The organism is Corticibacter populi (genome assembly GCF_004217315.1).
GTDB classification, from domain to species: domain Bacteria; phylum Pseudomonadota; class Gammaproteobacteria; order Burkholderiales; family Burkholderiaceae_C; genus Lampropedia; species Lampropedia populi.
In genome coordinates, this window is sequence record NZ_SGWR01000001.1 from 866,944 (window position 1) to 892,725 (window position 25,782).

The window sequence follows — 25,782 nt, forward strand, 5'->3', positions numbered from 1 at the left end:
ACCAGCGGTCGTGCGCCGCAACCGCGCGGGGCATCGCGGGGCATAATCGATGCATCTGATCATCAATGGCTGCAGGATGCTTCCTCGGAAGGGGGCCTTGCAGCACGGAGACTTCCGCATGTCGAACATCCCCTCTGCGCCCAACACGCCACCTGAGCCCGCCTCGCGCCAGGACACGCTGATCGAATACCCCAGTGCCTTTCCCATCAAGGCCATGGGACTCAAGCATGACGACCTCGTGCCCGTCGTCACCGGCATTGCCCGCAAGCACGACCCGTTCTTCGACGACGCCACCATCGAGCTGCGTGAAAGCCAGACCGGCAAGTACCTGGGCGTGACCATTACCATCACCGCCACCAGCCGCGAGCAGCTCGATGCCATCTACCGCGAGCTCTCCAGCCACGAACTGATTCAGGTCGTGCTCTGACCCACATTGCCGGAGTGATCCACCATGCATGGTGAATACAAGGTTCGTGGCGGCAAGCTGGTCGTCGTCGATCTGGACGTCATGGATGGCCGCCTGCGGAACGTGCAGGTGGCCGGTGACTTTTTCCTGGAGCCACCCGAGGCGCTGGAGGACATCCGCGCCGCACTCGAAGGCCAGCCCGCCGGCGCGAGCGTGGCCGAACTGGTGAGCAGCATCGAGACCGGGCTGCGACCGGACGCCGCGTTGATCGGCTTCAGCGCCGAGGCAGTGGCAATCGCCACACGCCGCGCCCAGGGGCTGGAGCGGGGCTGGCGCGACCTGGACTGGCAGATCATCGAGGCCCCGCCACTCTCCCCGGCCATGCATCTGGCGCTCGACCAGGTGCTCGGCACCGAGGTGGCGGCCGGCCGGCGCGCGCCGACACTGCGTTTTTGGGAATGGCAGTCGCCGGCCATCATCCTCGGCACCTTCCAGTCGCTGATGAACGAGGTGGACCTGCCCGCAGCCGAGCGGCTGGGCGTCGAGGTGGTGCGCCGCATCACCGGTGGTGGCGCCATGTTCGTCGAACCCGGTTCGGCCGTGACCTATTCGCTCTATGCGCCCGGAGAACTGGTCAAAGGCATGAGCTTCGCCGAATCCTACGCGTTTCTCGATCAGTGGGTATTGCAAGCGCTGCAGTCGCTGGGCATCGATGCCAGCTACAAGCCGCTCAACGACATCACCAGCCCCAAGGGCAAGATCGGCGGTGCCGCCCAGAAACGCTTTGCCGGTGGTGCGGTGCTGCATCACGTCACCATGTCCTATGACATGGACGCCGAGAAAATGGTCCAGGTACTGCGCATCGGCCGTGAAAAGCTCAGCGACAAAGGCACGGCCAGTGCCGTCAAGCGGGTTGACCCGCTGCGCAGCCAGACCGGCCTGCCGCGCGCCGAGGTGATCGCCCGCATGAAGCAGACGTTCATCGCACTCCATGGCGGCAGTGCCGGCAACATCACTGCCGAGGAATTCGCGGCTGCCGAGCAGCTGGTGTCCGAGAAGTTCAAGACCGAGGCCTGGCTTCGCCACGTGCCCTGATCCTGACAGCCCGCGCCAGTTGCACGGCTTTGGTGCACTGCAACCGTCACTGGAGCCCTTCCCCAACCCATCCATGCAAATCCGTTTTCTCGGCACCGCCGACTACGCCGATACCATCACGGCCATGCAGCGCTTCACGGCCGGTCGCGATCCCTCCACCGAGGATGAGCTGTGGCTTTGCCAGCACCCGCCCGTCTACACCCAGGGCGTGGCTGGCCGCGCCGAACATCTGCTCGATGCGAATGCGGGCATTCCGGTCGTGGCCACCAACCGGGGCGGCCAGATCACCTACCACGGCCCCGGCCAGGTGGTGGCTTACCCCTTGATCGACCTGCAGCGGACCGGATATCTTGTCAAGGAATACGTATTCCGGCTGGAGGAAGCCGTCATCCGCACACTGGCCCAGTGGCAAGTGGTCGGCCACCGCGTGGCCGGTGCGCCGGGCATCTACGTGCGGCCGACCGATCCGTTCAGCCACGCCATGTTGGCCCAGCGTCCACAGCGGCGCCTGCCGGGCAGCCCGCCGCCACAGCCGGTATTCGACGGCCTGGGCAAGATCGCCGCGTTGGGCATCAAGGTGCAGCGCCACTGCACCTACCATGGGCTGGCGCTCAATGTGGACATGGATCTGCAGCCCTATACGCACATCAATCCTTGCGGCTATGCCGGACTGCAAACGGTCGATCTCACTACAATAGGCGTGGTCATCGACTGGCAGCAGGCTGCCGAGGCGCTCGCAGAGGAGCTGGCGCGTCGGCTTGTCCCCTGACGGACCGGCGATTTTCACCCCACCCGAAGAGCGAAACACCACCATCCATGAGTACGACGCCAGTTGTCCGCGACGCCGCCCCCGCCGCCAGCTACGACCCCACCGCCAAGCAGAAGGCCGCCGCCAAGCTCTCCCGCATTCCTGTCAAGGTGGTGCAGACCGAAGCCTTGAAGAAGCCCGAGTGGATCCGTGTCAAGGCCGGCTCCCCCACCACGCGCTTCTACGAGATCAAGCAGATTCTGCGCGAGCACAATCTGCACACGGTCTGCGAGGAAGCCAGCTGCCCGAACATCGGCGAGTGTTTCGGCAAAGGCACGGCAACCTTCATGATCATGGGCGACAAGTGCACGCGCCGCTGCCCGTTCTGCGACGTCGGCCACGGCCGGCCCGACCCGCTCGACGTCGATGAACCCCTCAATCTCGCCAAGACGATTGCCGCCCTCAAGCTCAGATACGTGGTCATCACCAGTGTGGACCGCGACGACCTGCGCGATGGCGGCAGCGGTCACTATGTCGAATGCATCCAGCGCACCCGCGAACTCTCGCCACAGACGCAGATCGAGATCCTGGTGCCCGACTTCCGCGGCCGTGACGACCGCGCGCTGAACATCCTCAAAGCCGCCCCGCCGGACGTGATGAACCACAACCTGGAGACCGTGCCTCGGCTCTACAAGCAGGCGCGTCCCGGCTCGGATTACCAGTTCAGCCTGAACCTGCTGAAGAAATTCAAGGAGCTGCACCCGACGGTGCCGACCAAGAGCGGCCTGATGGTCGGCCTGGGCGAGACCGACGAGGAAATCCTGGAAGTCATGCGCGACATGCGCGCGCACCACATCGACATGCTGACCATCGGCCAGTATCTCTCGCCCTCCAACAGCCACCTGCCGGTGCAGCGCTACGTGCACCCGGATACCTTCCGCATGTTCGAGGAGGAAGCCTACAAGATGGGCTTCACGCACGCCGCCGTCGGCGCGCTGGTGCGCAGTTCGTACCACGCCGACAAGCAGGCCGAAGCCGCTGGCGTGCCTGTCAGCCATCAATAGCAGAGAACGCAACGGCGAGCTCAGATGATGGGCACTGACACCGCAGCCACGCGCGGTGAAGGGCGACGCCCAGTGTATTCAGACTCCGGCCGCCCAGGCCTCGAAATAGGCATTGGCGTCGGACTCGGGGCCATACGATGCATCGACGTAGTCGATCATGCCTTCATCCAGCGGCCAGGAATTGACCTTGCCCTCCAAGCCGTCCACCAGCGGGTTGCCGAAGCGGAACACCTCGGCCTGCTGCTAGAGTACGCGCGCTGCCAACAAGGCCTGGCGCGCTGCGGCCAGCGTGGCCTCGCTCGGTTTGGCGATCAGCGCGGCGATGGCCTTGTCCAGCACTTGCGCAGTCCTGAGAGAATCCTCGTAGCCGGCCTGGGCCATGTCCGCGTAGGTAGCCACGACCGCTTCAGCGGAGGCACTGGCATGGGCGTTCAGAAAGGCCACGCAGGCAAGCGCGGCTGCGGTGAAGAGCATAGGGAATTGCATGCGAACGCCGGAAGTTGACGGCGCAAGGCCTTGCCAGCCGGGACCATGTGGCGCAGTGGTAGTCGCCCGTCACTGGGCATGCAGCCCAAAAGACAAGATTGGCAATGACAATCCCTTCCATTCATGAAAAATGCTCCGGCCCAGCGCGTCTTTGGCCCAGCGCATTCGTGCCTCTGCCCCTTTCTTCATGGCTGAGTCGTCCCGCCCATGGTCTTTTTGGCGCTATGCTTGGCCCTGCCGCCTGTCAAGCCAAGCCAGGCGTGGCCACACGGCCAGCGGCTGGCGCAGGTGGGCTTTTGTCCATCCAACGCAAAGGAAGCTGCAGCATGAGTGGGAAATTCGAACTGAAGAAGACCGACAGCGGCAAGTACCGCTTCAATCTCAAGGCCAGCAATGGCCAGGTCATCCTGACCAGCCAAAACTATGAGGGCAAGGCTGGCGCCCTGAACGGCATCGAGTCGGTGCGCACCAATGCACCACTGGACGCGCGTTATGACCGCAAGACCAATGTCAAGGACGAACCCTACTTCAACCTGCTGGCCGGCAACAGCCAGGTCATTGGCACCAGCGAATCCTATTCCAGCAAGGCGGCGCTGGAAAACGGCATCGAATCGGTCAAGAAGCATGCACCGGACGCCACCCTGGCCGACCTGACGACCTGACGACCTGACGACCTCACCGCTGGAACGCCTGAGCGCCTGAATGCCAGGCCAGCGGCCTGGCCCGTTGGCGCGGCCGAAGGCTTGCCATCGCGAATCCGTCAAGCGCCTGTCATCTTCGAAACCTACAGTGCGCGGGCACCCATGGGCCCAGCCAGGGCCTGCCCCACCAAGGATTCCACGATGACAAGGCCTTTTCGCAGCCGCCGCGATTTCATCATCCGCATCGGCTCCATTTCCGCAACGCTTGCCGCCGGAGGCGTACTCTCCGCCTGTGGCGGCGACGATGACAATGCCCCGGGCACCAGCCCGGATGATGGCTCCAGCCCCAACGAGCCCGTGCGCTTCGACTATGGAGTCGCCAGCGGCGACCCGCTGGCCGATCGCGTGATTCTCTGGACCCATGCCAAATACGGCAGCCTTGACACCGCGTCGGATGAGGTTGCGCTGACCTGGGAGGTCGCCACCGACCCGGCCTTCGGCAGCCTCGTGGCCTCCGGCGAGACACTGGCCAGCGCCGCCACCGGCTTCACCGCCAAGGTGGACGCCACCGGTCTGCAAGCGGGCCGCCAGTACTACTATCGCTTCCGCGCCGGCCAGCACGTCTCGGCCGTGGGCCTGACACGCACCCTGCCTGCGGCGGGGATCGAGCGCGTCAGCCTGGCCGTCTTCAGTTGCTCGAACTACCCGGCCGGCTACTTTCATGCCTATGCAGAGGCACTCAAGACCGGCGCCGAATACGCCGTGCACCTGGGTGACTACATTTATGAATACGCGGCTGGTGGCTACGCCTCGGGCGATGCCCAGGCACTGGACCGCGTGGTCGATCCCGCCCACGAAATCATCAGCCTGGATGACTACCGCCGCCGCTATGCGCAGTACCGCAGCGATCCGGACCTCAAGCAGATGCATGCTGCCATCCCGATGATTGCCATCTGGGATGATCACGAAATCGCCAATGACACCTGGCGCGAAGGAGCCGAAAACCACGACGAAAGCACCGAAGGTGTGTTCGCCGAACGCGTGGGAGCCGCACTGCAGGCCTACCATGAGTGGCTGCCGATCCGCACCGATGCCTCGAGCGATCTGCAGAAGATCTGGCGCAGCTTCGATTTCGGCGACCTGCTGTCACTGCACATGCTGGAAACCCGCGTCAGCGGCCGCGACCAGCAAATCGCCATCAGCGAGCTGGCCAACCCGGCCACCGCGGCCGCCGCAACAGCCCAACTGAGCGCCACCGATCGGCAGATGCTCGGCAGCGCGCAGCAACAGTGGTTGACCCGGCAACTGGCGCAGTCGGGCGCCACCTGGCAAGTGCTGGGCCAGCAGGTGTTGATGGCCCGCATGCAGTTCCCCGTTTCCATCCTGCAGCACCTCAATGCCGACAGCCTGACACCTGATGCCCAGCAGGCCGCGCTACAGGCCATCGAAGCCTACCTGACCGCCAAGGCCACTGCAGCGCAAGCCCCCCAACTGCTGACCGAGCAGCAACAGGCCCTGCTCGATACCAGCCTCAACCCCCTGCTGGGCTACAACCTCGACGCCTGGGACGGCTACCCGGTGGCACGCGAGACGCTGCTGCAGACCGCACGGCAGTTGGGCAAGCAACTGGTGGTCCTCGCCGGCGACACCCACAACGCCTGGCACAGCGATCTGACACTGCTCGATGGCACCAAGGTCGGCGAGGAGTTCGCCACCACCAGCGTCAGTTCACCCGGCTTCGAGGAATACCTCAGCGGCTTTGCTCCGGAGCAGATCCAGCAGGTCTTCCTGGGCGTGGTCGATACGCTGAAATACCTCAACAGCCACCAGCGCGGCTTTCTGCTGATGGAGTTCACGCAGCAGTCCACCACCGGCCACTGGTACATGCTCGATACCGTCAAATCCCGTGATTACACGGTGACGCTGGAGCGCTCGGCCAGCCTCGCTTGAAGCCTGCCTACGCAGCCTTGCCGAAAGCCAGCGCACACAGGCGCTGCCAATGTGGTTGCTCGGCCAGCGCCGCAGCGTCAGAGCCGGAATGCGAGTCCGCCGCATCGGCCAACATGCGCTGCAGCACCGCCGGCTGCGGCAGGATGGCGCCCCAAAACAGCAGCTGGTCGCCACGGCCGAAGGCGACGGTCGGGAAGGTGTCGATGTCGATCTCGCCGAGGGCGTCGGAGACATCCGGGTCTTCCACGTCAAGCCAGGCAGCCTGCAGCCGCGGGTGTTCGGCCGCGAGGCGGCGAAAGGCCGGCTCGAACTCGCGGCACACGCCGCACCAGGCGGCGCACAGGCCAATCAGGCGCAGCGGCGCCTCGTTGCCCCAGGCGTCGGCAGCCGGCGCCGCATTCAGGCCTGCATCATTCACGGCCTGGCACCAGGATGTCGCGCTGGCCGTTGCTGGTGAGCGCACTGACGAGACCGGCTTTCTCCATGTCTTCGAGCAACCGCGCCGAGCGGTTGTAGCCGATGCGCAGCTTGCGCTGCACGTAAGAGATGCTGGCCTTGCGGTCCTTGAGCACCACCTCGACGGCCTGGTCGTACATCGGGTCCTTCTCGCCACCGCCGCTGCCGGCCGGCGTGCCTTCGAAGTCCACCGCCCAGTCGCTTTCGTTCTCGCTGCTGACGCCATCGAGCACGCCGTCGATGTAGTCGGCCTCGCCCATGCTCTGCTTGATGAACTCGACGACGCGGTGCACCTCGTCGTCACTGACGAAGGCGCCGTGCACGCGCACCGGCAGGCCGGTGCCGCCTTTCATGTAGAGCATGTCGCCCATGCCGAGCAGGGCTTCCGCGCCCATCTGGTCGAGGATGGTGCGGCTGTCGATCTTGCTGGAGACCTGGAAGGCGATGCGCGTGGGCACGTTGGCCTTGATGAGGCCGGTGATCACGTCCACGCTGGGGCGCTGGGTGGCGAGGATCAGGTGGATGCCGGCGGCGCGCGCCTTTTGCGCCAGGCGGGCGATCAGCTCCTCGATCTTCTTGCCGACCACCATCATCAGGTCGGCCAGCTCGTCGATGACGATGACGATGTGCGGCAGCGGCTCCAGCGGCTCGGGCTCCTCGGGCGTCAGGCTGAAAGGGTTGCCGATGCGCTCGCCGGCCTCGTTGGCGGCCTTGATCTTGGCGTTGAAACCGGCCAGGTTGCGCACGCCCAGCTTGCTCATGAGTTTGTAGCGGCGCTCCATCTCGGCGACGCACCAGTTGAGGCCGTGCGCGGCCTGCTTCATGTCGGTGACGACCGGGCACAACAGGTGCGGAATGCCTTCGTAGACCGACATTTCCAGCATCTTCGGGTCGATCATCAGGAGGCGCACCTCGCTCGGATCGGCCTTGAAGAGGATGGAGACGATCATGGCGTTGATGCCCACCGACTTGCCCGAGCCGGTGGTGCCTGCCACCAGGCAGTGCGGCATCTTGGCGAGGTCGGCCACCACCGGGTTGCCGATGATGTCCTTGCCCAGGCCGAGCGCCAGCTTGGAGCGCTCGTCCTCGTAGACGGCCGAAGAGAGGATTTCCTTGAGCTGGATGGACTGGCGCCGCGCGTTGGGCAGCTCCAGCGCCATGTAGTTCTTGCCGGGGATGGTCTCGATCACGCGGATCGACATCAGCGAGAGCGAGCGCGCCAAGTCCTTGGAGAGGTTGACGATCTGCGAGCCTTTGACACCCACGGCCGGCTCGATCTCGTAGCGCGTGACCACCGGGCCGGGCTGGGCCTCGACCACGCGCACCTCGACGCCGAAGTCCTTGAGCTTCTTCTCGATCAGACGGCTGGTCATCTCCAGCGTCTCGGGCGTCACCGTCTCCTGCTTGGGCGCCACCGGGTCGAGCAGCTGCACCGAGGGCAACGCGCCATTCTTGGCATCGTCGAACAAATGCTTCTGGCGCTTGACCGGGGTGGTGACCAGCGCCGTCTCGTTGGGCTTGCCCGGCAGCGGGTCATCCCATACCGGCTCCATGCGCTGCTCGGGCGGCAGCGAGGCCAGCGTCTTGCCCGGCGGCGGCTCCTCATCCCAGGGCAGCGCTTCGCTCTCGCGGTAAGTGGGCGGCGGGCCCTTGGGTTCATCACCCCGATCCAGCGTGGGCTCCGGTGGCATTGGCGCAGCCGTCATCGGCGGCAAGTGCTCTTCCGGCATGGCTTGGTGCGCCGCAGCTTCATCGTCGAGCAGCGCCTCGCGCGTGAGCACCACATCCTGCAAGCCCTGCTGCTGCTCGCGCTCGCGCTGGGCGCGGCGGCCGGCACGGGCATCGCGCACGCGCTCACGCATGAGGCGGACACGGTCAACCCACTTTTCCACCCAGGCGCCGCAGCGCTCGGCCACCCGGCCCCACGAGAAACCCAGCACCCATGAGAATGCCAGCAGCGCGATCACGATGGCCACCACCGTCGAGCCCGTGTAACCCAGCCAGCGCACCACCAGCGGCGCCGCCCAGTAACCCAGCACGCCGCCGGAATGCCCTGGCAGCAGCGCCTCATAGCGGTACAGGCGCGTCCACTCCAGCACCGCGCAGGCGCACAACAGGATCACCACGCTCAGCAGCCACCAGATGCGCCGCGTCCACAGCCGGGCCATCAACAGGCGGCCATCGGGCCGGGGCTGGTTCTTGCCCTGCAGCCAGCCACGAAAGGCCCACCACCAAAGCAGCGCCAGCGCCGCCGCCAGCACCCAGACGGTGTGCCCCAGCAGGAAATAGCTGATGTCGGCCCAGTAGGCGCCCAGGCGCCCCAGCCAGTTGTGCACGCCCTGCCCGCTCCCGGCGCCCGAAGACGACCAGGCCGGATCCTGCGGCGCATAGCTGAGCAGCGCCGACACCCAGGCCAGCCAGACGACCAGGGTGGCGAACAGCAGCACATCCTGGCCAAAGCGGCTGAAGAAGCCCTGCGGCGTCAGCGGCGCCGCAGAATTGAAGGTATTACTCGAAGAAGAACGCATGGTTGGTCGATCAGCCCTCGCCAGCAGCCGCATGTGGCGCCCGGCGCGGGGAGTGGGGCGCGAGGGACGGCGCGCGCCCGATACACATGTCCGCCAGCGGTGATTTGCCGGCCCGCCATGTTGGCGGGGCCCCGACTTCTTACAATGCTGTGGTGCAGCACCGCCGGACGGTCAGCGCCCGATTATCGCCCAGGCTGCCTGCCTGCGCCATCCGATTGCCAAACAGGTTGAAAAAACATGAGCACATCCAATACATTACATGCCAAAGTTCTGATTCTGGGTTCAGGCCCTGCCGGCTACACCGCCGCCATCTATGCGGCGCGTGCCAATCTGGAGCCGGTGCTCATCACCGGCATGGCCCAGGGTGGCCAGCTGACCACCACCACCGAGGTGGACAACTGGCCAGCCGACCCGCTGGGCGTGCAAGGGCCGGAACTGATGGAGCGCTTCCTCAAGCATGCCGAGCGCTTCCAGACCCGCATCATCTTCGACCACGTCAACCAGGTCGATCTCTCCAAGCGCCCCTTCACACTCACCGGCGACAGCGGCACCTACACGGCCGACAGCCTGATCCTTGCCACTGGCGCCTCGGCCCGCTACCTCGGCCTGGCCTCGGAAGAGAGCTTCATGGGCCGGGGCGTGTCGGCCTGCGCGACCTGCGACGGCTTCTTCTACCGCGGCCAGGAAGTGGCCGTGGTCGGCGGCGGCAACACTGCCGTGGAAGAGGCGCTGTACCTCTCCAACATCGCCAGCAAAGTCACGCTGATCCACCGCCGCGACAAGTTCCGCGCCGAGCCCATCATGATCGACAAGCTGATGGAGAAGGTGCAGGCCGGCAAGATCGTGCTCAAGCTCCACAGCGTGCTCGACGAGGTGCTCGGCGACGACTCGGGCGTGACGGGCGTGCGCATCCGCCATGTGCAGGATGGCAGCACCGAGGACATCCCGCTGCAGGGCACCTTCATCGCCATCGGGCACACGCCCAACACCGAGATCTTCCAGGGCCAGCTCGACATGAAGGATGGCTACATCCTCACGCGCGGCGGCCATCACGGCTTTGCCACGCAAACCAGCGTGCCCGGCGTGTTTGCCGCTGGCGACGTGCAGGACAACGTCTACCGCCAGGCCATCACCAGCGCCGGCACCGGCTGCATGGCGGCACTCGACGCCCAGCGCTTCCTGGAGCAGAACGAGGACTGATTCCCGGACGCTCCCAAAAGGGACAGCACCCCGCCGGGCGGGCCGCTGTCCCTTTTGCCTTTGAGCGTGCGCCCTATCCACATCCAGGCAGCTGTTCACATTCAAGGCTGTTGCACCAGAGGGTGCAGTGCCACCACGGGCCACGATGAAAAAAAGCGACATAGCCCCCTTCTTCGCCGCGCTGCAGGCGGCCAACCCGGATCCGAAGACCGAGCTGGAATACGGCAACTACTTCCAGCTGCTCGCGGCCGTGCTGCTGTCGGCCCAGGCCACCGATGCCGGCGTCAACAAGGCCACGCGCAAGCTGTTTCCGGTGGCCGGCACGCCCCAGGCCGTGCTGGACCTGGGTCTCGATGGGCTGGAGGGCTACATCAAGACCATCGGTCTCTACCGCACCAAGGCCAGGAACCTGCTGGCCACCTGCCGGATTCTGGTCGACCAGTATGGCGGCGACATCCCGCGCACCCGCGAGGAACTCGAACAACTGCCAGGCGTGGGCCGCAAGACCGCCAACGTGGTGCTCAACGTCGCCTTTGGCGAGCCCACCATGGCGGTGGATACGCATATCTTCCGCGTCGGCAACCGCACCGGCCTGGCACCCGGCAAGACGCCGCTGGCCGTCGAGCAGGCACTGCTCAAGCGCGTACCCAAGGAATACGCCGTGCATGCCCACCACTGGCTGATCCTGCTGGGCCGCTATGTCTGCCAGGCCCGCAAGCCGCGCTGCTGGGAATGCCGTGTCAGCCAGTGGTGCGACTACCAGCCCAAGACGCCGGCACCGGGCTCGCAAACGCCGCGCTGAAGCAAGGTCCGGCGCATTCGCTGCGCCTGGCGCCTGATGCTCCATGCCGCCGGACAGGGGTTCAGGCCCCGCTGCGCACCCAGGCCACCAGCGCCGAGACGGTCAGCACCGATGCCACCGTCGAGATCAGGATCGTGCGCGCGGCCACCGTGCCGTCACGGCCATACAGGTCCGCCAGCATGTAGGGGCCCGTGCCGGTCGGCAATGCCGCGAGGATGGTGGCCATCTGCGCCTGCGGCAAAGGCAGGCGGAACACGTGCGCGGCCAACAGCCAGGTCAACAAGGGCTGCAGCAGCAACTTCACCGCCACCAGCATCCATACCATGCTGCGCGCAGGCGCCGAGACGGCCGCAGTCTCCGTTGCCACCGCGGTTTCGGTCTGGCGCATGTGCTGGGCAAGAAAAAGGCCCAGGCTCACCAGCGCGCAGGGGCTGGCCGCGGCGGCCAGCAAGCCCAGGAATGCCGTGCCGGCCGCCGGCAGGCGTCCGCCCAGCGCCGCCACCGCCACACCGGCGAGGGGCGCCAGGATCAGCGGATTGCGCAGCAGCGCACCGCCCACCTTCCACACCAGCATCCAGGCTCCGCTCTGCTGTGCGGCCTGCCGCTGGCGCGCCAGCTCGATGAGCAAGATCGCACAGGCGAACATCACGCAGACCACCAATACAGTCATGATGGTGGTGGGCACCAGCGCCGCATCGCCAAACAGCAGCAGCATCAACGGAAAGCCCATATAGCCGCTGTTCGGGTAAGCGCCGGTGAGCGCATCCATGGTGGCGCCAGCCAGATCGCCGCCGCGCCACCATTGCACCGCAGCCACCAGCGCAAACAAGCCCAGGCCGCCCAGCGCCACGGTGGCGATGAAGCCGGGCTGGTACAGCGCCTGCCAGTCGGCTTGCGCCATTGCCAGGAACAGCATGGCCGGCAGGGCCAGCCAGACCACGAAGCGGTTGAGCTCCGACGCCGCAGCCGGTCCGAGCACATCCAGGCGCCGGCACACGACGCCCGCCAGAATCAGGCCGAACACCGGGAAGATGATGGAAATCGTATCGGACATGGTGAAGATGGGGCATGGCATGCGGCTGGCCATGCCGGGTCGCTGCCATTCTGCCCGCAAACCCGGCGCCCGGCATGGCCGCGCTGTCGCCCCGGCGGCGCGGTTGCCGGGCATGACCACCGCCATGCAACGGTCCCGCCTTCGCCCGGCGGCAGCGGCACACAGGGGATAATGCCGGCTGTTATCCATCACCGCAGACCCATCCTCCCCCGTGCAAGGCTCCTCCCTGGCTCTCGACATCCTGCAGCAAACCTTTGGCTATCCGCAGTTTCGCGGCCTGCAAGCGGACATCGTGGCCAACGCCATCGCCGGCCAGGACGCGCTGGTGCTCATGCCCACCGGCGGCGGCAAGTCGCTGTGCTACCAGATTCCGGCGATTGCGCGCCAGCGCATGGGCCATGGCCTCTCCATCGTGGTCTCGCCGCTGATCGCCCTGATGCATGACCAGGTGCGCGCGCTGCACGAAGTCGGCGTGGCGGCCGACTACCTGAACTCCGCCCTGACAATGGAGGAAAGCCGTGCCGTCGAGACACGTGCCTGGCGCGGCGAGACCACGCTGCTCTACGCCGCTCCCGAGCGCATCAACACGCCGCGCTTCCTCGACTTCCTCGACGCCCTGCACCAGCGTGGCCAGCTGGCCCTGTTCGCCATCGACGAGGCGCATTGCGTGAGTCAATGGGGCCACGATTTCCGCCCCGAATACCGGCAGCTGACGCTGCTGCACGAGCGCTACGCCGGTGTGCCGCGCCTGGCGCTGACGGCCACCGCCGATGCCATCACCCGCGCCGACATCATCGAGCGGCTGCAGCTGCAGGAAGCCCGCGTTTTCGTCAGCAGTTTCGACCGCCCCAACATCCGCTACCAGATCGTCGAGAAGACCGATGCGCGCAAGCAGCTGCTGCGCTTCATCGAGGACGAGCACGACGGCGACGCCGGCATCGTCTACTGCCAGAGCCGCAAGAAGGTCGAGGAAACGGCCGAATGGCTGTGCATGCAGGGCGTCAACGCCCTGCCCTACCACGCCGGCCTCTCGGCCGAAGAGCGCCAGCGCAACCAGGACCGTTTCCTGCGCGAGGACGGGCTGGTGATGACCGCCACCATCGCCTTCGGCATGGGCATCGACAAGCCCGACGTGCGCTTCGTCGCCCATCTGGACATGCCCAAGAACATCGAAGGCTACTACCAGGAGACCGGCCGCGCCGGCCGCGACGGCCAGCCCGCCGATGCCTGGATGGCCTATGGCCTGGCCGACGTGGTCAACCAGCGCCGCATGATCGACGACCCGCACAGCCCCGCCAGCGCCGAGTACCGCCAGGTCATGCGCAGCAAGCTCGACGCGCTGCTGACCATGGCCGAGGCACCCGACTGCCGGCGCCAGCGCCTGCTGGCCTACTTTGGCGAGCAGTCTGCCCCTTGCGGTAATTGCGACAACTGCCTGAACCCGCCGCAGACCTGGGATGCCACCGAGGCCGCGCGCAAGCTGCTCAGCTGCGTCTGGCGCGTGCAACAGAAAAGCGGCATCGGCTTTGGCGCCGCGCACATCATCGACATCCTGCGCGGCAAGGCCACCGACAAGGTGCACCAGCACGAGCACGCGCGCCTGTCCACCTTCGGCATCGGCGCCGATCTCTCCGAACAGCAGTGGCGCAGCGTGCTGCGGCAGCTGCTGGCGCTCGATGCCGTGCAGACCGATGCCGAGGCCTTCAACACGCTGCGGCTGGGCCCGGCAGCGCGCGACATCCTGGCCGGCCAGCGCCCCATCCATTTGCGCCAGGCCGCGCCGCGGCAGGAGCGCGGCAGCCGGCGGCCAACACGTCCGGCTTCCGGCCGGCCAGCCGACCAGGCCGCGCAGGCGCTGGACGCCGCCGCCAGCGCGCGCCTGGCCGATCTCAAGGCCTGGCGGGCCGAAGTCGCGCGCGAACACAGCCTGCCGGCCTATGTGATCTTTCACGACAGCACCCTCGTGGCCATCGCCGCGCACAACCCGCAAAGCCTGGACGAGCTGCAGCACATACAGGGCATCGGCGCGAAAAAGCTCGATGCCTATGGCGAGGAAGTGCTGCGCGTATGCAGCATCCCCCGCCACCAGTAAGGCGCGCCGCCAATCGAAGCGGCCCGGCCCATCCACGTTTTTCCTCGCGGGGGTGGCGGCTTCACATACCGCCAGCGGCATCTTCATCGCAGCTTTGCATGCGCGCCTTACCATCGGGCCGGTGGCCGCCCGCTGCCGGCGTGCCAGCCGTTTTCACCGCCAGGGCCGCGCAGCAATCTGCGCGGCAGCAATCGCCATGAAGCAATTCCGAAACCTCCCCCACACCAACGCGGCGCCCAGCGCTCCAGCACCGGCCGCCGCACCCGGCCGGCAGGCCCTCACCAGCCGGCGCGGCCTGCTGCAACTGGCCGGGGGCGCGCTGCTCGCGGCGCAGCTGGGTGCTTGCCGCAGCAGCGTCACTGCCGCGCCAGCAACAGTCACGCCAGCAACACCGGCCGGCGCGCCGGGCCCATGGGCCGGCGGAGGCACCCGCAGCATCGGAGCGGGGACGCGTTTCCCCAATCCTTTCGGCGCTTCGCTGCAAGGCGCCTGCCACCTCACCTGCATGACCACCATCGGTCCCTGCCACACCGAGTCGCCGGAACGCGAGGACATCAGCGACGGCTGGGACGGCATTCCGCTGCGCCTGGCATTGCGGGTGGTCGATGCGCGGTGCCAGCCGCTGGCCGGCGCGCTGGTCGAGGTCTGGCACACCAACTACACCGGCGGCTATTCGGGCGAGATCATGCGCATGTGCAACAACAGCGCCGACGACCTGGACAAGCGTTTTTTCCGCGGCTACCAGCGCAGCAATGCCGACGGCGTCGTGCACTTCAACACCTGCTATCCCGGCTGGTACAGCAGCCGGGCCGTGCACATCCACCTGCGTGTGCAACTGGGCGACTACCTGGCCGATGACCGCGCCCCCAGCAGCGTGATCACGCAACTGCTGTTCAGCGATGCGCTCAATGCCGATGTCTTCGGCCAGCATCCGCTCTACCAGGGCTTCGGCCAGCCGGACACCACGCTGGACACCGACAACGTGGTCGGCGGCGAAACCGACAAGCAGCCCTATCTCTTCGATGTGCAGCGCATGGACGATGGCGTGATGTTCGCCCACAAGACGCTGGTGGTGCGCCGATCAGCCGACGAGCCGGTGTGCGAGGCCAGGGGAGCGCATGGCGGCGGCCCCGCCGGACCGGGCGGCCCTGGAAGATCGATGGGGCGCGGTCATCGCCCCCCGCCCGGCTTCCAGGCGCCCTGAGGGCCTGTTTACGCGCTTTTCGCGATCCCTGTGGCCTGTTGACGCGACCTGGCCATCGATCCCGATCGGCCCCTGCTGAACAACGGCAGGGGCCGACTCCGCTGCCTGCCAGAGGTCAGCCCAGGCCAGGCCTGCGCGGCGGCAGCCGGCCCGGATGGGGAACCAGCAGAGCGCAGGAGCACGAAGGGCAGCGCGCGCGTGAGCGGTTCGTCCTTGCCTTATCATGGCTGCCGACAAGAACACCAAAAAACCGCCATGCCAATGGAGACAAACCCCCGGCCCATGCCTTGACCATGCCGTTTGCGCCACCCGGCGCGCCTCCGCGCCGCCGCCATGGTGCCTGGCACCGACGCGAAAACCCTTCTCCCTTCATCATCCAGTCACTCAAAAGACACGCCATGGACGAACCGATTCTTACCATGCAGGAACGTGAAGCGATCAATGCCGGTCGCTGGTTCAGCACACTCTCACCCTCACTGCGGCACGACATACTGCGATGCGCTTACGTCAAACGGTACAAGGACGGCGGACTGATCTGCGCGCGTGGCGACACGCCCGAGGAATGGATCGCCTGCGCCAAGGGCGCGGTGCGCGTGAGCTCGACCTCGCTGACTGGCAAGCAGATCACGCTGACCTATGTCGAGCCGGGCATCTGGTTCGGCGACGTGGCACTGCTCGATGGCGACAAGCGCACCCACGATGCGTACGCGCATGGCGAGACCACCGTGGTGTGCGTCTCCAAGAGCGATTTCTTCAAGATCCTCGAAACCCACGTCGAGTTCTACCAGGCCATTCTGCGCCTGCACGCGCGGCGCATCCGGGGCCTGTACGGGCTGGTCGAGGACCTCAACACCCTGCCGCTGCGCGCGCGGCTGGCCAAGCAGCTGCTGCATCTGGCGCGCAGCTACGGGATTGCCGATCTGGCCGGGGGTGGGCACATCCGCATCGGCCTGCAACTGGCCCAGGAGGAGCTGGCCCAGTTGCTGGGCGCCTCGCGCCAGCGCGTCAACCAGGAGCTCAAGGGCATGGAGCGCGAGGCCATCATCAGCATCGAGCCCGGCGGACTGGTCATTCTCAAGCGGGACGCCTTGCTGCGCATATCGGAGGCGGCCGACTAGCGGCCGACCGCCGCGACACATACGCCAGGGCTCCCTCGCACCCCATGCAAACACAAGGAGACCCTGGCAAATGAGTGAATTCGAGCATTTCATCGGCACGCGCGAAGTCAGCGCCCAGCACGCCTTCGACGTGCCCGCCCTCGCCACCTGGATGCAGCAGCACGTGGACGGCTTTGCCGGTCCGCTCACGGTGGAGATGTTCAAGGGCGGCCAGTCCAATCCCACCTACAAGCTCATCACGCCGCAGCGCAGCTACGTGATGCGCTCCAAACCCGGCCCGCAGGCCAAGCTGCTGCCTTCTGCGCATGCCATCGAGCGCGAATTCGCGGTGATGCGCGGCCTAGCCGGCACCGATGTGCCGGTGCCACGCATGGACGCGCTGTGCGAGGACGAATCGGTCATCGGCCGTGCCTTCTACATCATGGAGTTCAAGGCCGGCCGCGTGCTGTGGGACCAGGCCCTGCCCGGTTTCACCAACCAGGAGCGGCGCGCCATCTACCTGGAGATGAACCGCGTCATCGCCGCGCTGCACACGGTCGACTACAAGGCGCGCGGGCTGGAGAACTACGGCAAGCCCGGCAACTACTTCGAGCGCCAGATCGGCCGCTGGAGCAAGCAGTATCGCGCCTCCGTCACCCGCCCCATCGAGGCCATGGATCGGCTGATGGAATGGCTGCCCGACAACATCCCCGCCTCGGCCCGTGACGAGAGCCTGAGTTCCATCGTGCATGGCGACTTCCGCCTCGACAACCTGATGTTCGACAACTCCGCGCCGCACGCCATCGCCGTGCTCGACTGGGAGCTCTCGACCATCGGCCACCCGTTCGCCGACTTCAGCTACCACTGCATGAGCTGGCACATTCCCAGCGGCGTGTTCCGCGGCATTTCCGACCTGGACTGGGCCAGCCTCGGCATCCCGAGCGAGGATGAATACATCCGGCTCTACTGCCAGCGCACCGGCTTTGCCACCGCGGAAGAGCTCAAGGCCGACTGGAACTTCTACCTGGCCTACAACATGTTCCGCCTCGCCGCCATCCTGCAGGGCATCGCCAAGCGTGCCGAGGAAGGCCTCGCCAGCAGCGCCCGCGCCCGGGCGCAGGGCGAAAACGCCCGCCCCCTCGCCGAAATGGCCTGGGCACAGGCCCAGCAACGCAGACGCTGAAGGCATCCAAGGCCCGCCTTCTTCCCATCCTTCCAGCCCATGCCGGCCCCCCGGCCGGCCGGCTGGCCACCTACCCACCGCGCACCGCCAGAACACACCACCAAGAGGAGCACACCATGGATTTCGACTATTCGCCCAAAACCAAGGGGCTGCAGCAACGCCTGCAGCGCTTCATGGACGAACACATCTACCCGAACGAGAAAGCCTACAAGGAGGAACTCGAAGCCAATACCGCCGCCGGCAGGCGCTGGACGCCGCTGCAGACCATCGAAAATCTCAAGCCCAAGGCCAAGGAGCAGGGTCTCTGGAACCTCTTTCTGCCGGTAGACACTGCCGAGCAGTCGGGCTACAGCGGCGCGGGCCTGACCAACCAGGAATACGCGCCCCTGGCCGAAATCATGGGCCGCGTGACCTGGGCCAGCGAGGTCTTCAACTGTTCCGCTCCCGATACCGGCAACATGGAGACACTGGCGCGCTATGGCAGCGACACCATCAAGGGCCGCTGGCTGAGGCCGCTGCTCGAGGGCGAAATCCGCTCGGCCTTTGCCATGACCGAGCCGGCCGTGGCCTCCAGCGACGCCACCAACATCGAGACCCGCATCGAGCGCCAGGGAGACGAATACGTCATCAATGGCCGCAAATGGTGGATCTCCGGCGCCGGCGACCCCCGCTGCGCCGTCTACATCACCATGGGCAAGAGCGACCCCGAGGCGCCGCGCCATTCCCAGCAAAGCATGATCGTGGTGCCTGCCGACACCCAGGGCATCACCGTGGTGCGCCCACTCAATGTGCTCGGCTATGACGATGCGCCGCACGGCCACATGGAAATCCTCTTCGAGAACGTGCGCGTGCCGGCCGACAACATCCTGCTGGGCGAGGGCCGCGGCTTCGAGATCGCGCAGGGACGCCTGGGGCCGGGCCGCATCCACCACTGCATGCGCCTCATCGGCCAGGCCGAGCGCGCCCTGGAATACCTGTGCCGCCGTGCCTTGAGCCGCACCGCTTTCGGCAAGACCATCGCGCAGCAAACCGTCACCCAGGAGCGCATCGCCGAGGCGCGCTGCCGCATCGACATGGCGCGCCTGCTCACGCTCAAGGCCGCCTGGATGATGGACAACGCGGGCAACAAGGTCGCCAAGACCGAGATCGCCATGATCAAGGTGGTTGCCCCCGGCATGGCCTGCCAGGTGATCGACTGGGCCATGCAGGTGCATGGCGGCGGCGGCATGTGCGACGACTTTCCGCTGGCCTACTCCTACGCCAACGCCCGCACGCTGCGCTTTGCCGACGGCCCTGACGAGGTGCACCGCAACGCCATCGCCAAGTGGGAGCTGGGCAAGTACACCGAGACGCCGCAGGGCTCCAGGGCCTACGATCCGCCGGTCACGCGCGGCTGCTGAAGCCGGCCTGGCAACGCAGTTGCCAGGCGCGGATGTCGACCACCTCGCAATCGACCGGCGCCTGGCTGCTCGTCGCCACACGGTCGACGATCAGCCAGGTGCCCTCCTGCAGGGCGCGCAGCGGGTGGTGCCAGGTGCCAGGCGCCAGATTGATGCCCTGCAAACCGTCGCTGACGAAGGCCTGCAAGTGCTTTGGCCGCAGGGCATCGCCAGCAAGGCCTGCCGGGGCGACGATCACCAGGAACGGCAGGCGCTGCCCCATGGGCACGAAGGCCTGCGAGCCCAGCAGATGGCGCTCCATTTCCTCCAGCGGCTGCTCCCATGGCGCGGCCTGGGCGGCAAAAAGACTGATGGCAAGGCGCCCGTCACCATGGCCATCGGCATGGGCGAGCGGCTGCGCGACATCGTGAAAACGCAGGCAGCTCCCGCCATTGATCGGATGGCCAGGGTGGCCCCGGCTCTCGATCACCTGGCCAAAAGGAGCAAAACTTGCCGCCTCCAGCGGCCGCACGACCAGCCGCAAGGCGTCGGTGCCCGGCCCCGGCCCGGGCGATGGTGCGATTGCCAACATGGGTTCCTTTTCTGGTACGGGCATTTGCCGCATCTGCTCCATTGATGTTCCGTTGGATTACTGGACCGAGCCGAGAAAGGCCGCCAGCTCCGGCGTCTGCGGCGCGCGGAACAATTCCTTGGCATTGCCATTCTCGTGAATACGCCCCTGGTGCATGAACACCAACCGGCTACCGACGTCGCGCGCGAAGCGCATCTCATGCGTGACCATGATCAGCGTCATGCCCTCGACGGCCAGCTTCTGCACCACCGCCAGCACTTCATTGACCAGCTCCGGATCGAGCGCCGAGGTGATTTCATCGCACAACAGCACGCTCGGCTGCATGGCCAGCGCCCGGGCAATCGCCACGCGCTGCTGCTGGCCGCCGCTGAGCTGGTCGGGATAGGCATCATACTTGTCTGCCAGCCCCACCTTGTTGAGCATCTCGCGCGCGATGTCGTTCGCCTCCCGCCGCGGCGTCTTCTTGACCACCGTGGGCGCCAGCGCGACGTTCTGGCCGGCCGTCAGGTGCGGGAACAGGTTGAACTGCTGGAACACCATGCCCACCTTCAGGCGCAGCGCCCGCAGTTGCTGGGGCATGGCGGTGTCGGGCTTGAGCACGGCGCCATCGACGACGATCTGGCCGTCGTTGATGGACTCCAGCCCGTTGATGGTGCGCAGCAGCGTGCTCTTGCCCGAACCGCTGCGCCCGATCATCGAGACCACCTCGCCGGGCTCGACCACCAGGTCGATACCCTTGAGAACGTGGTTGTCACCATAGTATTTGTGCAGGGCACAGACATCAACGAGCGGCATAGAGTTTCTTCTCCAGGTGTTTGGCGTACAGCGACAGGGGATAGCAAAGAATGAAGTAGCCCAGGGCCACCAGCCCATAGATCAGGAACGGTTGGAAGGTGGCGTTGGCCAGCATGGAGCCGATCTTGGTCAGCTCGCTGAAGCCGATGATGGAGGCCACGGCGGTGCCCTTGATGATCTGCACCGAGAAGCCCACCGTGGGCGCGACCGACAGGCGCAGCGCCTGGGGCAGCACGACGTGGCGCATCTGCTGGAAATAGCCCATGGCGAGGCTGGCCGAGGCCTCCCACTGGCCCTTGGGGATGGCCTGCACGCAACCGCGCCAGACCTCGGCCAGATAGGCACTGGTGTAGAGCGTCAACCCCAGCGCGGCGGCGATCCATGGCGAGATGTCCAGCCCCAGCAGCGGCAGGCCGAAGAAGATCAGGAACAGCTGCATCAGCAGCGGCGTGTTCTGGAACAGCTCGATCCAACCCACCGCCAGCTTCTGCAGCAGCCGGTTCTTCCCCACACGGGCAAACAGCACCACCAGTCCCATCGCACCACCGAGCACAAAGGCCAGCAGCGACAGGCGCAGGGTCGCCCACAGGCCCTGGCCCAGGGCCGAGAGCAAGGCGGGCCAGTTGAGATCGGCGATCATGCTTGACCTCCCTTGACGAGGCCTGCGACGGCCGTTGGTTTCGGACGGCTCGGGCGATTGACCACCCAGCGCCGCCCCACCCACAGAAGCAGCTGGCGCAGCAGCAGCGCCAGCGCGAAGTACATCAGCGTGACGATGATGTAGGTCTCCAGCGCGCGGAAGTTGCGGGACTGGATGAAGTTGGCCGCGAAAGTCAGGTCCTCCGTGGCGATCTGCGAAACCACCGCCGAGCCCAGCATGACGATGATGATCTGGCTGGTCAGCGCCGGCCAGACCTTCTGCAGCGCCGGCCGCAGCACCACGTGCAGGAAGATGGACAGCCGGCCCATCGCCAGCGCCGAAGCCGCCTCGATCTGGCCGCGCGGCGTCTCCTTGATGCCGGCGCGCACGATCTCGGTGATGTAGGCACCGAGATTGATGACCACCGTCAGCACGCTGGCCTGCCACTCATTGATCTGCACGCCCAGCGACGGCAGGCCGAAGAAGATGAACAGCAACTGCACCAGGAATGGCGTGTTGCGGATCACCTCCACGTAAATGCTGAAAAACCAGCTCAGCGGTGCAATGCGCCAGGCGCGGCAGACGCCGCCGAGCACGCCGATGGCGCCGCCGGCGAGCGCGCCGATGGCGGTCAGCGCCAGCGTCACGCCGGCGCCCTGCAGCAGCGTGCCGCTGTACTCGAACACGGCGGGAAAATCGAACTGATAGGCCATGGGAGGATCCGTTGTCGAAGGCCATCAGGGCATGCGCAAGCCCTGATGGCGGAGGGGCGGTAAGACGGGCCTGGTCCGCACTGCGGGCCAGGCCAAAAATCAGAGCGAAGCAGGCAGCTCCATCTGCATCCACTTGACCGACATCGCATTGAGGCGCCCGTCGGCCTTGGCCTTGTCGATGATGCTGTTGAGCTTCTCGACCAGCGCGCCTTCGCCCTTGGCCACGCCGATGAAGCAAGGCGTGTCCTCGACGGCGAACTTGACGTCAAAGTCGCGCTGCTTGCTCTTCTCGCGCACCGCATTGGCGACGATGTTGCCCAGCGTCACCAGCTCGACCTGACCGCTCAGGTAGGACGTGGCGGTGGAATTGTTGTCCTCGTAGCGGCGGATCGTGGCGTCCTTGGGCGCCAGCGCTGTCAGCGCCAGATCCTCGGTGGAGCCGCGCGTGACGCCAATCGTCTTGCCTGCCAGGTCGGCGGGGCCGCTGATGGCCACGTTGGCGGGCCCATAGACGCTCTTGGGAAACGGCACATAGGCCTTGGTGAAGTCGATCACCTTCTCGCGTTCGGCGTTCTTGCCCAGCGAGGAGATCACGATGTCGGCCTTGCTGGTGGTCAGGTAGGGAATGCGGTTGGTGCTGGTCACCGGCACCAGCTCGACCTTGACGCCCAGCTCCTGGCCGACCAGATTGGCCATGTCGATGTCATAGCCCTGCAGCTTGAGATCGGAGCCGAGCGAGCCGAAGGGCGGGAAGTCCTGCGGGATCGCCACGCGGATCACACCGGCTTTCTGCACTTTTTCGAGCACATCGGCATGGACACCGGCCATCATGCCGATGGACGCGCAGGCAGCCAATGCCTGCAGGGCCAGGCGACGGGACAACAGGGAAGAACGGGACATGGAACAACTCCTTGGGTTGGCGGGAAAAAACGGATCGGCACCAATGCCTGGGCACTAGGCACCGGAAGTGCAAAGCCAGGGCGTGTCTTCGACGCCGGCTGGTCGATCAAGGCGGCTGCGGCGCGCCGCCGACAACAGGTGATCGCGCATCAGCGATGCCGCTGCCATCTCGTCGCGGGCCACGATGGCCTGCACGATCGCGGCATGTTCATCGGCCGGCGCCTGCTGCAACTCCAGTTGCGTGAAGGGCAATTGCAGGCTGTAGTGGATGGCTGCATCCAGCTGCGCAAACAGGCCCTGCAGCGCCGGGTTGCCCGATTGCTGTGACAGCAGGCGGTGAAACCGCAAGTCCATCCTGGCGGCCGTCTGCAAGTCGTGCTGCGCCAGTGCGGCGACAAAGGCGCTTTGCACATCCTCCAGTTCGGCATGCGCCGCCGCCGTGCAGTGGCGCGCCGCCAGAGCCGCCCAGGCGGGCTCGACCACCAGACGCAGCTCGATCAATTGCGCGGGGCTGAGATTGAGCGTCTGCCCGGGCAGCGTGAAGGCCTTGAGCGGCTGCGACATGCTCTGCCCGGCGCCGCGCACCCGCATGCCCTTGCCGGGCAGCACCTGCATCAGGCCGAGTGTCTCGAGCATCGAGAGCGCCTCGCGCAGCGACGCCCTGCTGATTTCCAGTTCCTCGGCAAGCTGCCGCTGGGACGGCAACAGGCTGCCCGCGGGGTACTCCCCGGAGAAGATGCGTTGCTGCAAGGTGAATGCAGCAGTGTTGGCAAGGCGCGTCATGGCAATCTGAAGATGCTTGGTTTCTGGTCTGACCGGTCTGACCAGTCGATGCCAACCATCAAGCACAAACCATGCCACCCAGACTCACAGCGGAGGATGGGCTATGGTGCTCCTTCTTTCCGTCCAATCATGGTGCATCCCAAACAGGCATTTCCCATGCCTGCACCATTTGAAGGAAAATCGCGCACCGTCCCGGCACCAGGGCATGACGCCGCCATCCCCCCATCCACGTTCATGCGCCTCGACAGGCCGTAGACTCCGCCTCTCATGCGGGCAGCTGCCTGCGCATTGCACACGCCATGTTCAACATCGTCCTGGTCCACCCCGAGATCCCGCCCAACACGGGCAACGTCATCCGCCTCAGCGCCAACACCGGTTGCCAGCTGCACCTGATCGAGCCGCTGGGCTTCTCGATGGAAGACCGGCACATGCGTCGCGCCGGACTCGACTACCACGAATACGCCACGCTGCTGCGCCACGCCAGCTGGGAGGCCTTTCTGCAGAACCAGCGGCCCGATCCCACGCGCCTGTTCGCGATGACCACGCGCGGCAGCCGCAATCTGTTCGAGGTCGCCTTCCAGCCCGGCGACTGGCTGGTGTTCGGCTCCGAGACCCAGGGCCTGCCCGCTGCGCTGCGCGACTCCTTTGCCGCTGCGCAGCGGCTGCGCTTGCCGATGCGCGCCGGTCAGCGCAGCCTCAATCTCTCGAACGCCGTGGCCGTCACCGTCTTCGAGGCCTGGCGCCAGAACGGCTTCACGGACGGCCTGGGAGCGTGTTCATAGTCTTGCCACGCAGCCGCATGGCTGCGCCATGCCCTTCGGGTGCAACAGCAAGCGCGCCGAGACGCCGAGACCGTGAACAACGCTCTCACACCGATGCCGTAGGCTCGGGCACGTCCCCGGCGCTGGCGCCTTCCTCGGCCAGCAATTCGCGCGCTTCGGCCCGGTCGGCCGCATCAGCCTGCAAGCCTTGCTGCTGCGCGGCATTCGAGGGGTGGTACTGCAGTTCGATCAGCACCGGAAAATGGTCGGAGCCCATCGCCGGCAGGCGGGCGATGCGCACCAGCTCGAAATCGTCGCTGTGGAAGAAATGGTCAAGCGGCCAGCGCGCAAACCAGTACCTGGCGTGAAAGCTGTTGACCATGCCGCGCCCGACACGCGGGTCGAGCAACCCGCTGATCCGGCGGAACAGCCGCGTGGTCGGCGACCAGGCAACGTCATTGAGGTCACCGGCCACCACCACCGGCCCCGTCTCGCTTTCGAGGCTTTTGGCGACCATCAGCAGTTCCACATCCCGTTCGGTCGATTCATCGTTCTCGGTCGGGCTCGGCGGCGCCGGGTGCAGAAAGTGCAGGCGCACCCGCAGGTTCTCACGCAACTGCAGACTGGCATGCATGGAGGGAATGTCCGGTTCGACCAGATATTCGATTCGCGCCTCGTGCAGTGGCAAGCGCGAATACACGTGCATGCCATAGAGGTTGTCCAACGGACAGGCGATGCGGTAGGGGTAGTCGACCTCCAGCGGGGCCAGCTGGGCCTGCCACCAGGCATCGGTCTCCAGCGTCACCAGCACATCGGGCCGGTACTGGCGCACCTGCTCCAGCAGCGCATCGGCATGGCGGTTGGTCATCAGCACGTTGGCCGCCAGCATGCGCAGCCGCGGCCCATCGTCGCCGGCATCGGCCCAGCGCACCTCCGACCGCCACAGCCGCGTGTAGGGCAGAATCCACCAGCACTGGTAGAGCAGGCAGGCCAGCGCTGCACCGGCAGCCAGCCAGGCTGGTGGCCGCGAAAAGTCCAGTACCAGGCCCTGCCCAAGCAGCGCCAGCGCCAGCAGTACCGCCAGTTGCGCGCGCGGAAAGTCCCACACCCGCACCCACCATGCACGCGCCTTGAACCAGGGCAGCACGGTCAGCAAGGCCAGCAAGGCGGTCAACACATAAAGAAGGGTTTGCATCAGGCCGTATTGTCATCG

The 25,782-nt window shown here is 66.1% G+C and carries 24 protein-coding genes and 1 pseudogene; 14 read left to right on the forward strand and 11 right to left on the reverse strand.

The features are described from left to right. Positions 1-118 precede the first annotated feature (118 nt). The 4 genes from EV687_RS03905 to lipA all read left to right on the forward strand — a co-directional run bounded on the left by EV687_RS03905 (position 119) and on the right by lipA (position 3,313). Positions 119-427: a YbeD family protein gene (locus EV687_RS03905; RefSeq protein WP_122226529.1), complete on the forward strand. Its 309-nt coding sequence runs from the start codon at positions 119-121 to the stop codon at positions 425-427. Positions 428-451: 24 nt separating this feature from the next. Further along, positions 452-1,501: a lipoate-protein ligase LplAB gene (lplAB, locus tag EV687_RS03910; protein WP_122226530.1), complete on the forward strand. Its 1,050-nt coding sequence runs from the start codon at positions 452-454 to the stop codon at positions 1,499-1,501. A 73-nt stretch (positions 1,502-1,574) separates the two neighbouring features. Continuing rightward, on the forward strand, positions 1,575-2,270 hold the full coding sequence (gene lipB / locus EV687_RS03915) for a lipoyl(octanoyl) transferase LipB (RefSeq protein WP_122226531.1): 696 nt from the start codon (positions 1,575-1,577) through the stop codon (positions 2,268-2,270). A gap of 47 nt (positions 2,271-2,317) precedes the next feature. After that, on the forward strand, positions 2,318-3,313 hold the full coding sequence (gene lipA, locus EV687_RS03920; protein ID WP_122226532.1) for a lipoyl synthase: 996 nt from the start codon (positions 2,318-2,320) through the stop codon (positions 3,311-3,313). A 102-nt stretch (positions 3,314-3,415) separates the two neighbouring features. Here the strand turns inward: lipA and EV687_RS03925 are convergent. After that, a pseudogene (locus EV687_RS03925) lies at positions 3,416-3,787 on the reverse strand (imelysin family protein); the annotation flags it as partial. A 338-nt stretch (positions 3,788-4,125) separates the two neighbouring features. Here EV687_RS03925 and EV687_RS03930 point away from each other — a divergent pair. Next, complete coding sequence (locus tag EV687_RS03930; protein ID WP_122226533.1) at positions 4,126-4,461, forward strand: YegP family protein; 336 nt, start codon at positions 4,126-4,128, stop codon at positions 4,459-4,461. Between the two features lie 180 nt (positions 4,462-4,641). Continuing rightward, on the forward strand, positions 4,642-6,390 hold the full coding sequence (locus tag EV687_RS03935; protein WP_122226534.1) for an alkaline phosphatase D family protein: 1,749 nt from the start codon (positions 4,642-4,644) through the stop codon (positions 6,388-6,390). Between the two features lie 7 nt (positions 6,391-6,397). Here EV687_RS03935 and EV687_RS03940 read toward each other — a convergent pair whose 3' ends face one another. Together EV687_RS03940 and EV687_RS03945 are read right to left on the reverse strand one after the other, a co-directional pair. Beyond that, positions 6,398-6,808, reverse strand: coding sequence for a thioredoxin family protein (locus EV687_RS03940; protein ID WP_162846539.1), 411 nt, complete (start codon positions 6,806-6,808; stop codon positions 6,398-6,400). Next, complete coding sequence (locus EV687_RS03945) at positions 6,801-9,374, reverse strand: DNA translocase FtsK (RefSeq protein WP_162846540.1); 2,574 nt, start codon at positions 9,372-9,374, stop codon at positions 6,801-6,803. The genes EV687_RS03940 and EV687_RS03945 overlap by 8 nt, the downstream gene beginning before the upstream one ends. A gap of 237 nt (positions 9,375-9,611) precedes the next feature. On the opposite strand from EV687_RS03945, the gene trxB reads away from it, so the two are divergent. Then, positions 9,612-10,574, forward strand: coding sequence for a thioredoxin-disulfide reductase (gene trxB, locus EV687_RS03950; RefSeq protein WP_122226537.1), 963 nt, complete (start codon positions 9,612-9,614; stop codon positions 10,572-10,574). A 145-nt stretch (positions 10,575-10,719) separates the two neighbouring features. Further along, on the forward strand, positions 10,720-11,376 hold the full coding sequence (gene nth, locus EV687_RS03955; protein ID WP_122226538.1) for an endonuclease III: 657 nt from the start codon (positions 10,720-10,722) through the stop codon (positions 11,374-11,376). Between the two features lie 61 nt (positions 11,377-11,437). Here nth and EV687_RS03960 read toward each other — a convergent pair whose 3' ends face one another. Next, positions 11,438-12,430: an AEC family transporter gene (locus EV687_RS03960; RefSeq protein WP_122227180.1), complete on the reverse strand. Its 993-nt coding sequence runs from the start codon at positions 12,428-12,430 to the stop codon at positions 11,438-11,440. A 211-nt stretch (positions 12,431-12,641) separates the two neighbouring features. Here EV687_RS03960 and recQ point away from each other — a divergent pair, with 211 nt between their 5' ends. The 5 genes from recQ (at position 12,642) to EV687_RS03985 (ending at position 19,406) form a co-directional block, all read left to right on the forward strand. Continuing rightward, positions 12,642-14,522, forward strand: a complete 1,881-nt coding sequence (gene recQ, locus EV687_RS03965; protein WP_242612456.1) for a DNA helicase RecQ — start codon at positions 12,642-12,644, stop codon at positions 14,520-14,522. 196 nt (positions 14,523-14,718) lie between these two features. Beyond that, complete coding sequence (locus EV687_RS03970) at positions 14,719-15,726, forward strand: dioxygenase family protein (protein WP_162846541.1); 1,008 nt, start codon at positions 14,719-14,721, stop codon at positions 15,724-15,726. Positions 15,727-16,124: 398 nt separating this feature from the next. Continuing rightward, entirely contained in the window at positions 16,125-16,844 is a 720-nt protein-coding gene (locus tag EV687_RS03975; protein ID WP_122226540.1) for a Crp/Fnr family transcriptional regulator, read from the forward strand. A gap of 70 nt (positions 16,845-16,914) precedes the next feature. Further along, positions 16,915-18,006, forward strand: a complete 1,092-nt coding sequence (locus tag EV687_RS03980; RefSeq protein ID WP_122226541.1) for a phosphotransferase — start codon at positions 16,915-16,917, stop codon at positions 18,004-18,006. Between the two features lie 116 nt (positions 18,007-18,122). Then, the gene (locus tag EV687_RS03985; RefSeq protein ID WP_122226542.1) at positions 18,123-19,406 is read left to right on the forward strand and encodes an acyl-CoA dehydrogenase family protein; all 1,284 of its coding nucleotides are present in this window, start codon (positions 18,123-18,125) and stop codon (positions 19,404-19,406) included. Here EV687_RS03985 and EV687_RS03990 read toward each other — a convergent pair. The 6 genes from EV687_RS03990 to EV687_RS04015 form a co-directional block, all read right to left on the reverse strand. Beyond that, positions 19,390-19,977, reverse strand: coding sequence for an ureidoglycolate lyase (locus EV687_RS03990; RefSeq protein WP_122227184.1), 588 nt, complete (start codon positions 19,975-19,977; stop codon positions 19,390-19,392). The genes EV687_RS03985 and EV687_RS03990 overlap by 17 nt on opposite strands. A gap of 57 nt (positions 19,978-20,034) precedes the next feature. Then, a complete protein-coding gene (locus tag EV687_RS03995; protein ID WP_122226543.1) occupies positions 20,035-20,772 on the reverse strand; it encodes an amino acid ABC transporter ATP-binding protein in 738 nt (245 codons plus the stop codon). Then, on the reverse strand, positions 20,759-21,412 hold the full coding sequence (locus tag EV687_RS04000; RefSeq protein ID WP_122226544.1) for an amino acid ABC transporter permease: 654 nt from the start codon (positions 21,410-21,412) through the stop codon (positions 20,759-20,761). Before EV687_RS04000 ends, EV687_RS03995 begins: the two co-directional genes overlap by 14 nt. Next, positions 21,409-22,125, reverse strand: coding sequence for an amino acid ABC transporter permease (locus EV687_RS04005; RefSeq protein WP_122226545.1), 717 nt, complete (start codon positions 22,123-22,125; stop codon positions 21,409-21,411). The genes EV687_RS04000 and EV687_RS04005 overlap by 4 nt, the downstream gene beginning before the upstream one ends. A 99-nt stretch (positions 22,126-22,224) precedes the next feature. Continuing rightward, a complete protein-coding gene (locus EV687_RS04010; RefSeq protein WP_122226546.1) occupies positions 22,225-23,025 on the reverse strand; it encodes a transporter substrate-binding domain-containing protein in 801 nt (266 codons plus the stop codon). Positions 23,026-23,079: 54 nt separating this feature from the next. Further along, positions 23,080-23,808 (reverse strand): FadR/GntR family transcriptional regulator, encoded by a 729-nt coding sequence (locus EV687_RS04015; protein ID WP_122226547.1) that lies wholly within the window; start codon positions 23,806-23,808, stop codon positions 23,080-23,082. A gap of 299 nt (positions 23,809-24,107) precedes the next feature. Between EV687_RS04015 and trmL the strand changes: the two genes are divergently transcribed. Beyond that, positions 24,108-24,590: a tRNA (uridine(34)/cytosine(34)/5-carboxymethylaminomethyluridine(34)-2'-O)-methyltransferase TrmL gene (trmL, locus tag EV687_RS04020; protein ID WP_122226548.1), complete on the forward strand. Its 483-nt coding sequence runs from the start codon at positions 24,108-24,110 to the stop codon at positions 24,588-24,590. Positions 24,591-24,675: 85 nt separating this feature from the next. Here trmL and EV687_RS04025 read toward each other — a convergent pair whose 3' ends face one another. Then, positions 24,676-25,764, reverse strand: a complete 1,089-nt coding sequence (locus EV687_RS04025) for an endonuclease/exonuclease/phosphatase family protein (protein WP_122226549.1) — start codon at positions 25,762-25,764, stop codon at positions 24,676-24,678. Positions 25,765-25,782 lie beyond the last annotated feature (18 nt).

What these genes read in the sequence shown, in the direction of transcription:
- EV687_RS03980 (WP_122226541.1), top strand. Translation starts at nt 16,915, where the DNA reads ATGAGTGAATTCGAGCATTTCATCGGCACGCGCGAAGTCAGCGCCCAG.
- trxB (WP_122226537.1), top strand. Translation starts at nt 9,612, where the DNA reads ATGAGCACATCCAATACATTACATGCCAAAGTTCTGATTCTGGGTTCA.
- lplAB (WP_122226530.1), top strand. Translation starts at nt 452, where the DNA reads ATGCATGGTGAATACAAGGTTCGTGGCGGCAAGCTGGTCGTCGTCGAT.
- EV687_RS04000 (WP_122226544.1), bottom strand. Translation starts at nt 21,412, where the DNA reads ATGATCGCCGATCTCAACTGGCCCGCCTTGCTCTCGGCCCTGGGCCAG.
- EV687_RS03995 (WP_122226543.1), bottom strand. Translation starts at nt 20,772, where the DNA reads ATGCCGCTCGTTGATGTCTGTGCCCTGCACAAATACTATGGTGACAAC.
- lipA (WP_122226532.1), top strand. Translation starts at nt 2,318, where the DNA reads ATGAGTACGACGCCAGTTGTCCGCGACGCCGCCCCCGCCGCCAGCTAC.
- EV687_RS03990 (WP_122227184.1), bottom strand. Translation starts at nt 19,977, where the DNA reads ATGTTGGCAATCGCACCATCGCCCGGGCCGGGGCCGGGCACCGACGCC.
- nth (WP_122226538.1), top strand. Translation starts at nt 10,720, where the DNA reads ATGAAAAAAAGCGACATAGCCCCCTTCTTCGCCGCGCTGCAGGCGGCC.
- EV687_RS03960 (WP_122227180.1), bottom strand. Translation starts at nt 12,430, where the DNA reads ATGTCCGATACGATTTCCATCATCTTCCCGGTGTTCGGCCTGATTCTG.
- trmL (WP_122226548.1), top strand. Translation starts at nt 24,108, where the DNA reads ATGTTCAACATCGTCCTGGTCCACCCCGAGATCCCGCCCAACACGGGC.
- EV687_RS03930 (WP_122226533.1), top strand. Translation starts at nt 4,126, where the DNA reads ATGAGTGGGAAATTCGAACTGAAGAAGACCGACAGCGGCAAGTACCGC.
- EV687_RS04005 (WP_122226545.1), bottom strand. Translation starts at nt 22,125, where the DNA reads ATGGCCTATCAGTTCGATTTTCCCGCCGTGTTCGAGTACAGCGGCACG.
- EV687_RS03975 (WP_122226540.1), top strand. Translation starts at nt 16,125, where the DNA reads ATGGACGAACCGATTCTTACCATGCAGGAACGTGAAGCGATCAATGCC.
- EV687_RS03935 (WP_122226534.1), top strand. Translation starts at nt 4,642, where the DNA reads ATGACAAGGCCTTTTCGCAGCCGCCGCGATTTCATCATCCGCATCGGC.
- EV687_RS03905 (WP_122226529.1), top strand. Translation starts at nt 119, where the DNA reads ATGTCGAACATCCCCTCTGCGCCCAACACGCCACCTGAGCCCGCCTCG.
- EV687_RS04010 (WP_122226546.1), bottom strand. Translation starts at nt 23,025, where the DNA reads ATGTCCCGTTCTTCCCTGTTGTCCCGTCGCCTGGCCCTGCAGGCATTG.
- lipB (WP_122226531.1), top strand. Translation starts at nt 1,575, where the DNA reads ATGCAAATCCGTTTTCTCGGCACCGCCGACTACGCCGATACCATCACG.
- EV687_RS03985 (WP_122226542.1), top strand. Translation starts at nt 18,123, where the DNA reads ATGGATTTCGACTATTCGCCCAAAACCAAGGGGCTGCAGCAACGCCTG.
- EV687_RS04015 (WP_122226547.1), bottom strand. Translation starts at nt 23,808, where the DNA reads ATGACGCGCCTTGCCAACACTGCTGCATTCACCTTGCAGCAACGCATC.
- EV687_RS04025 (WP_122226549.1), bottom strand. Translation starts at nt 25,764, where the DNA reads ATGCAAACCCTTCTTTATGTGTTGACCGCCTTGCTGGCCTTGCTGACC.
- EV687_RS03970 (WP_162846541.1), top strand. Translation starts at nt 14,719, where the DNA reads ATGAAGCAATTCCGAAACCTCCCCCACACCAACGCGGCGCCCAGCGCT.
- EV687_RS03945 (WP_162846540.1), bottom strand. Translation starts at nt 9,374, where the DNA reads ATGCGTTCTTCTTCGAGTAATACCTTCAATTCTGCGGCGCCGCTGACG.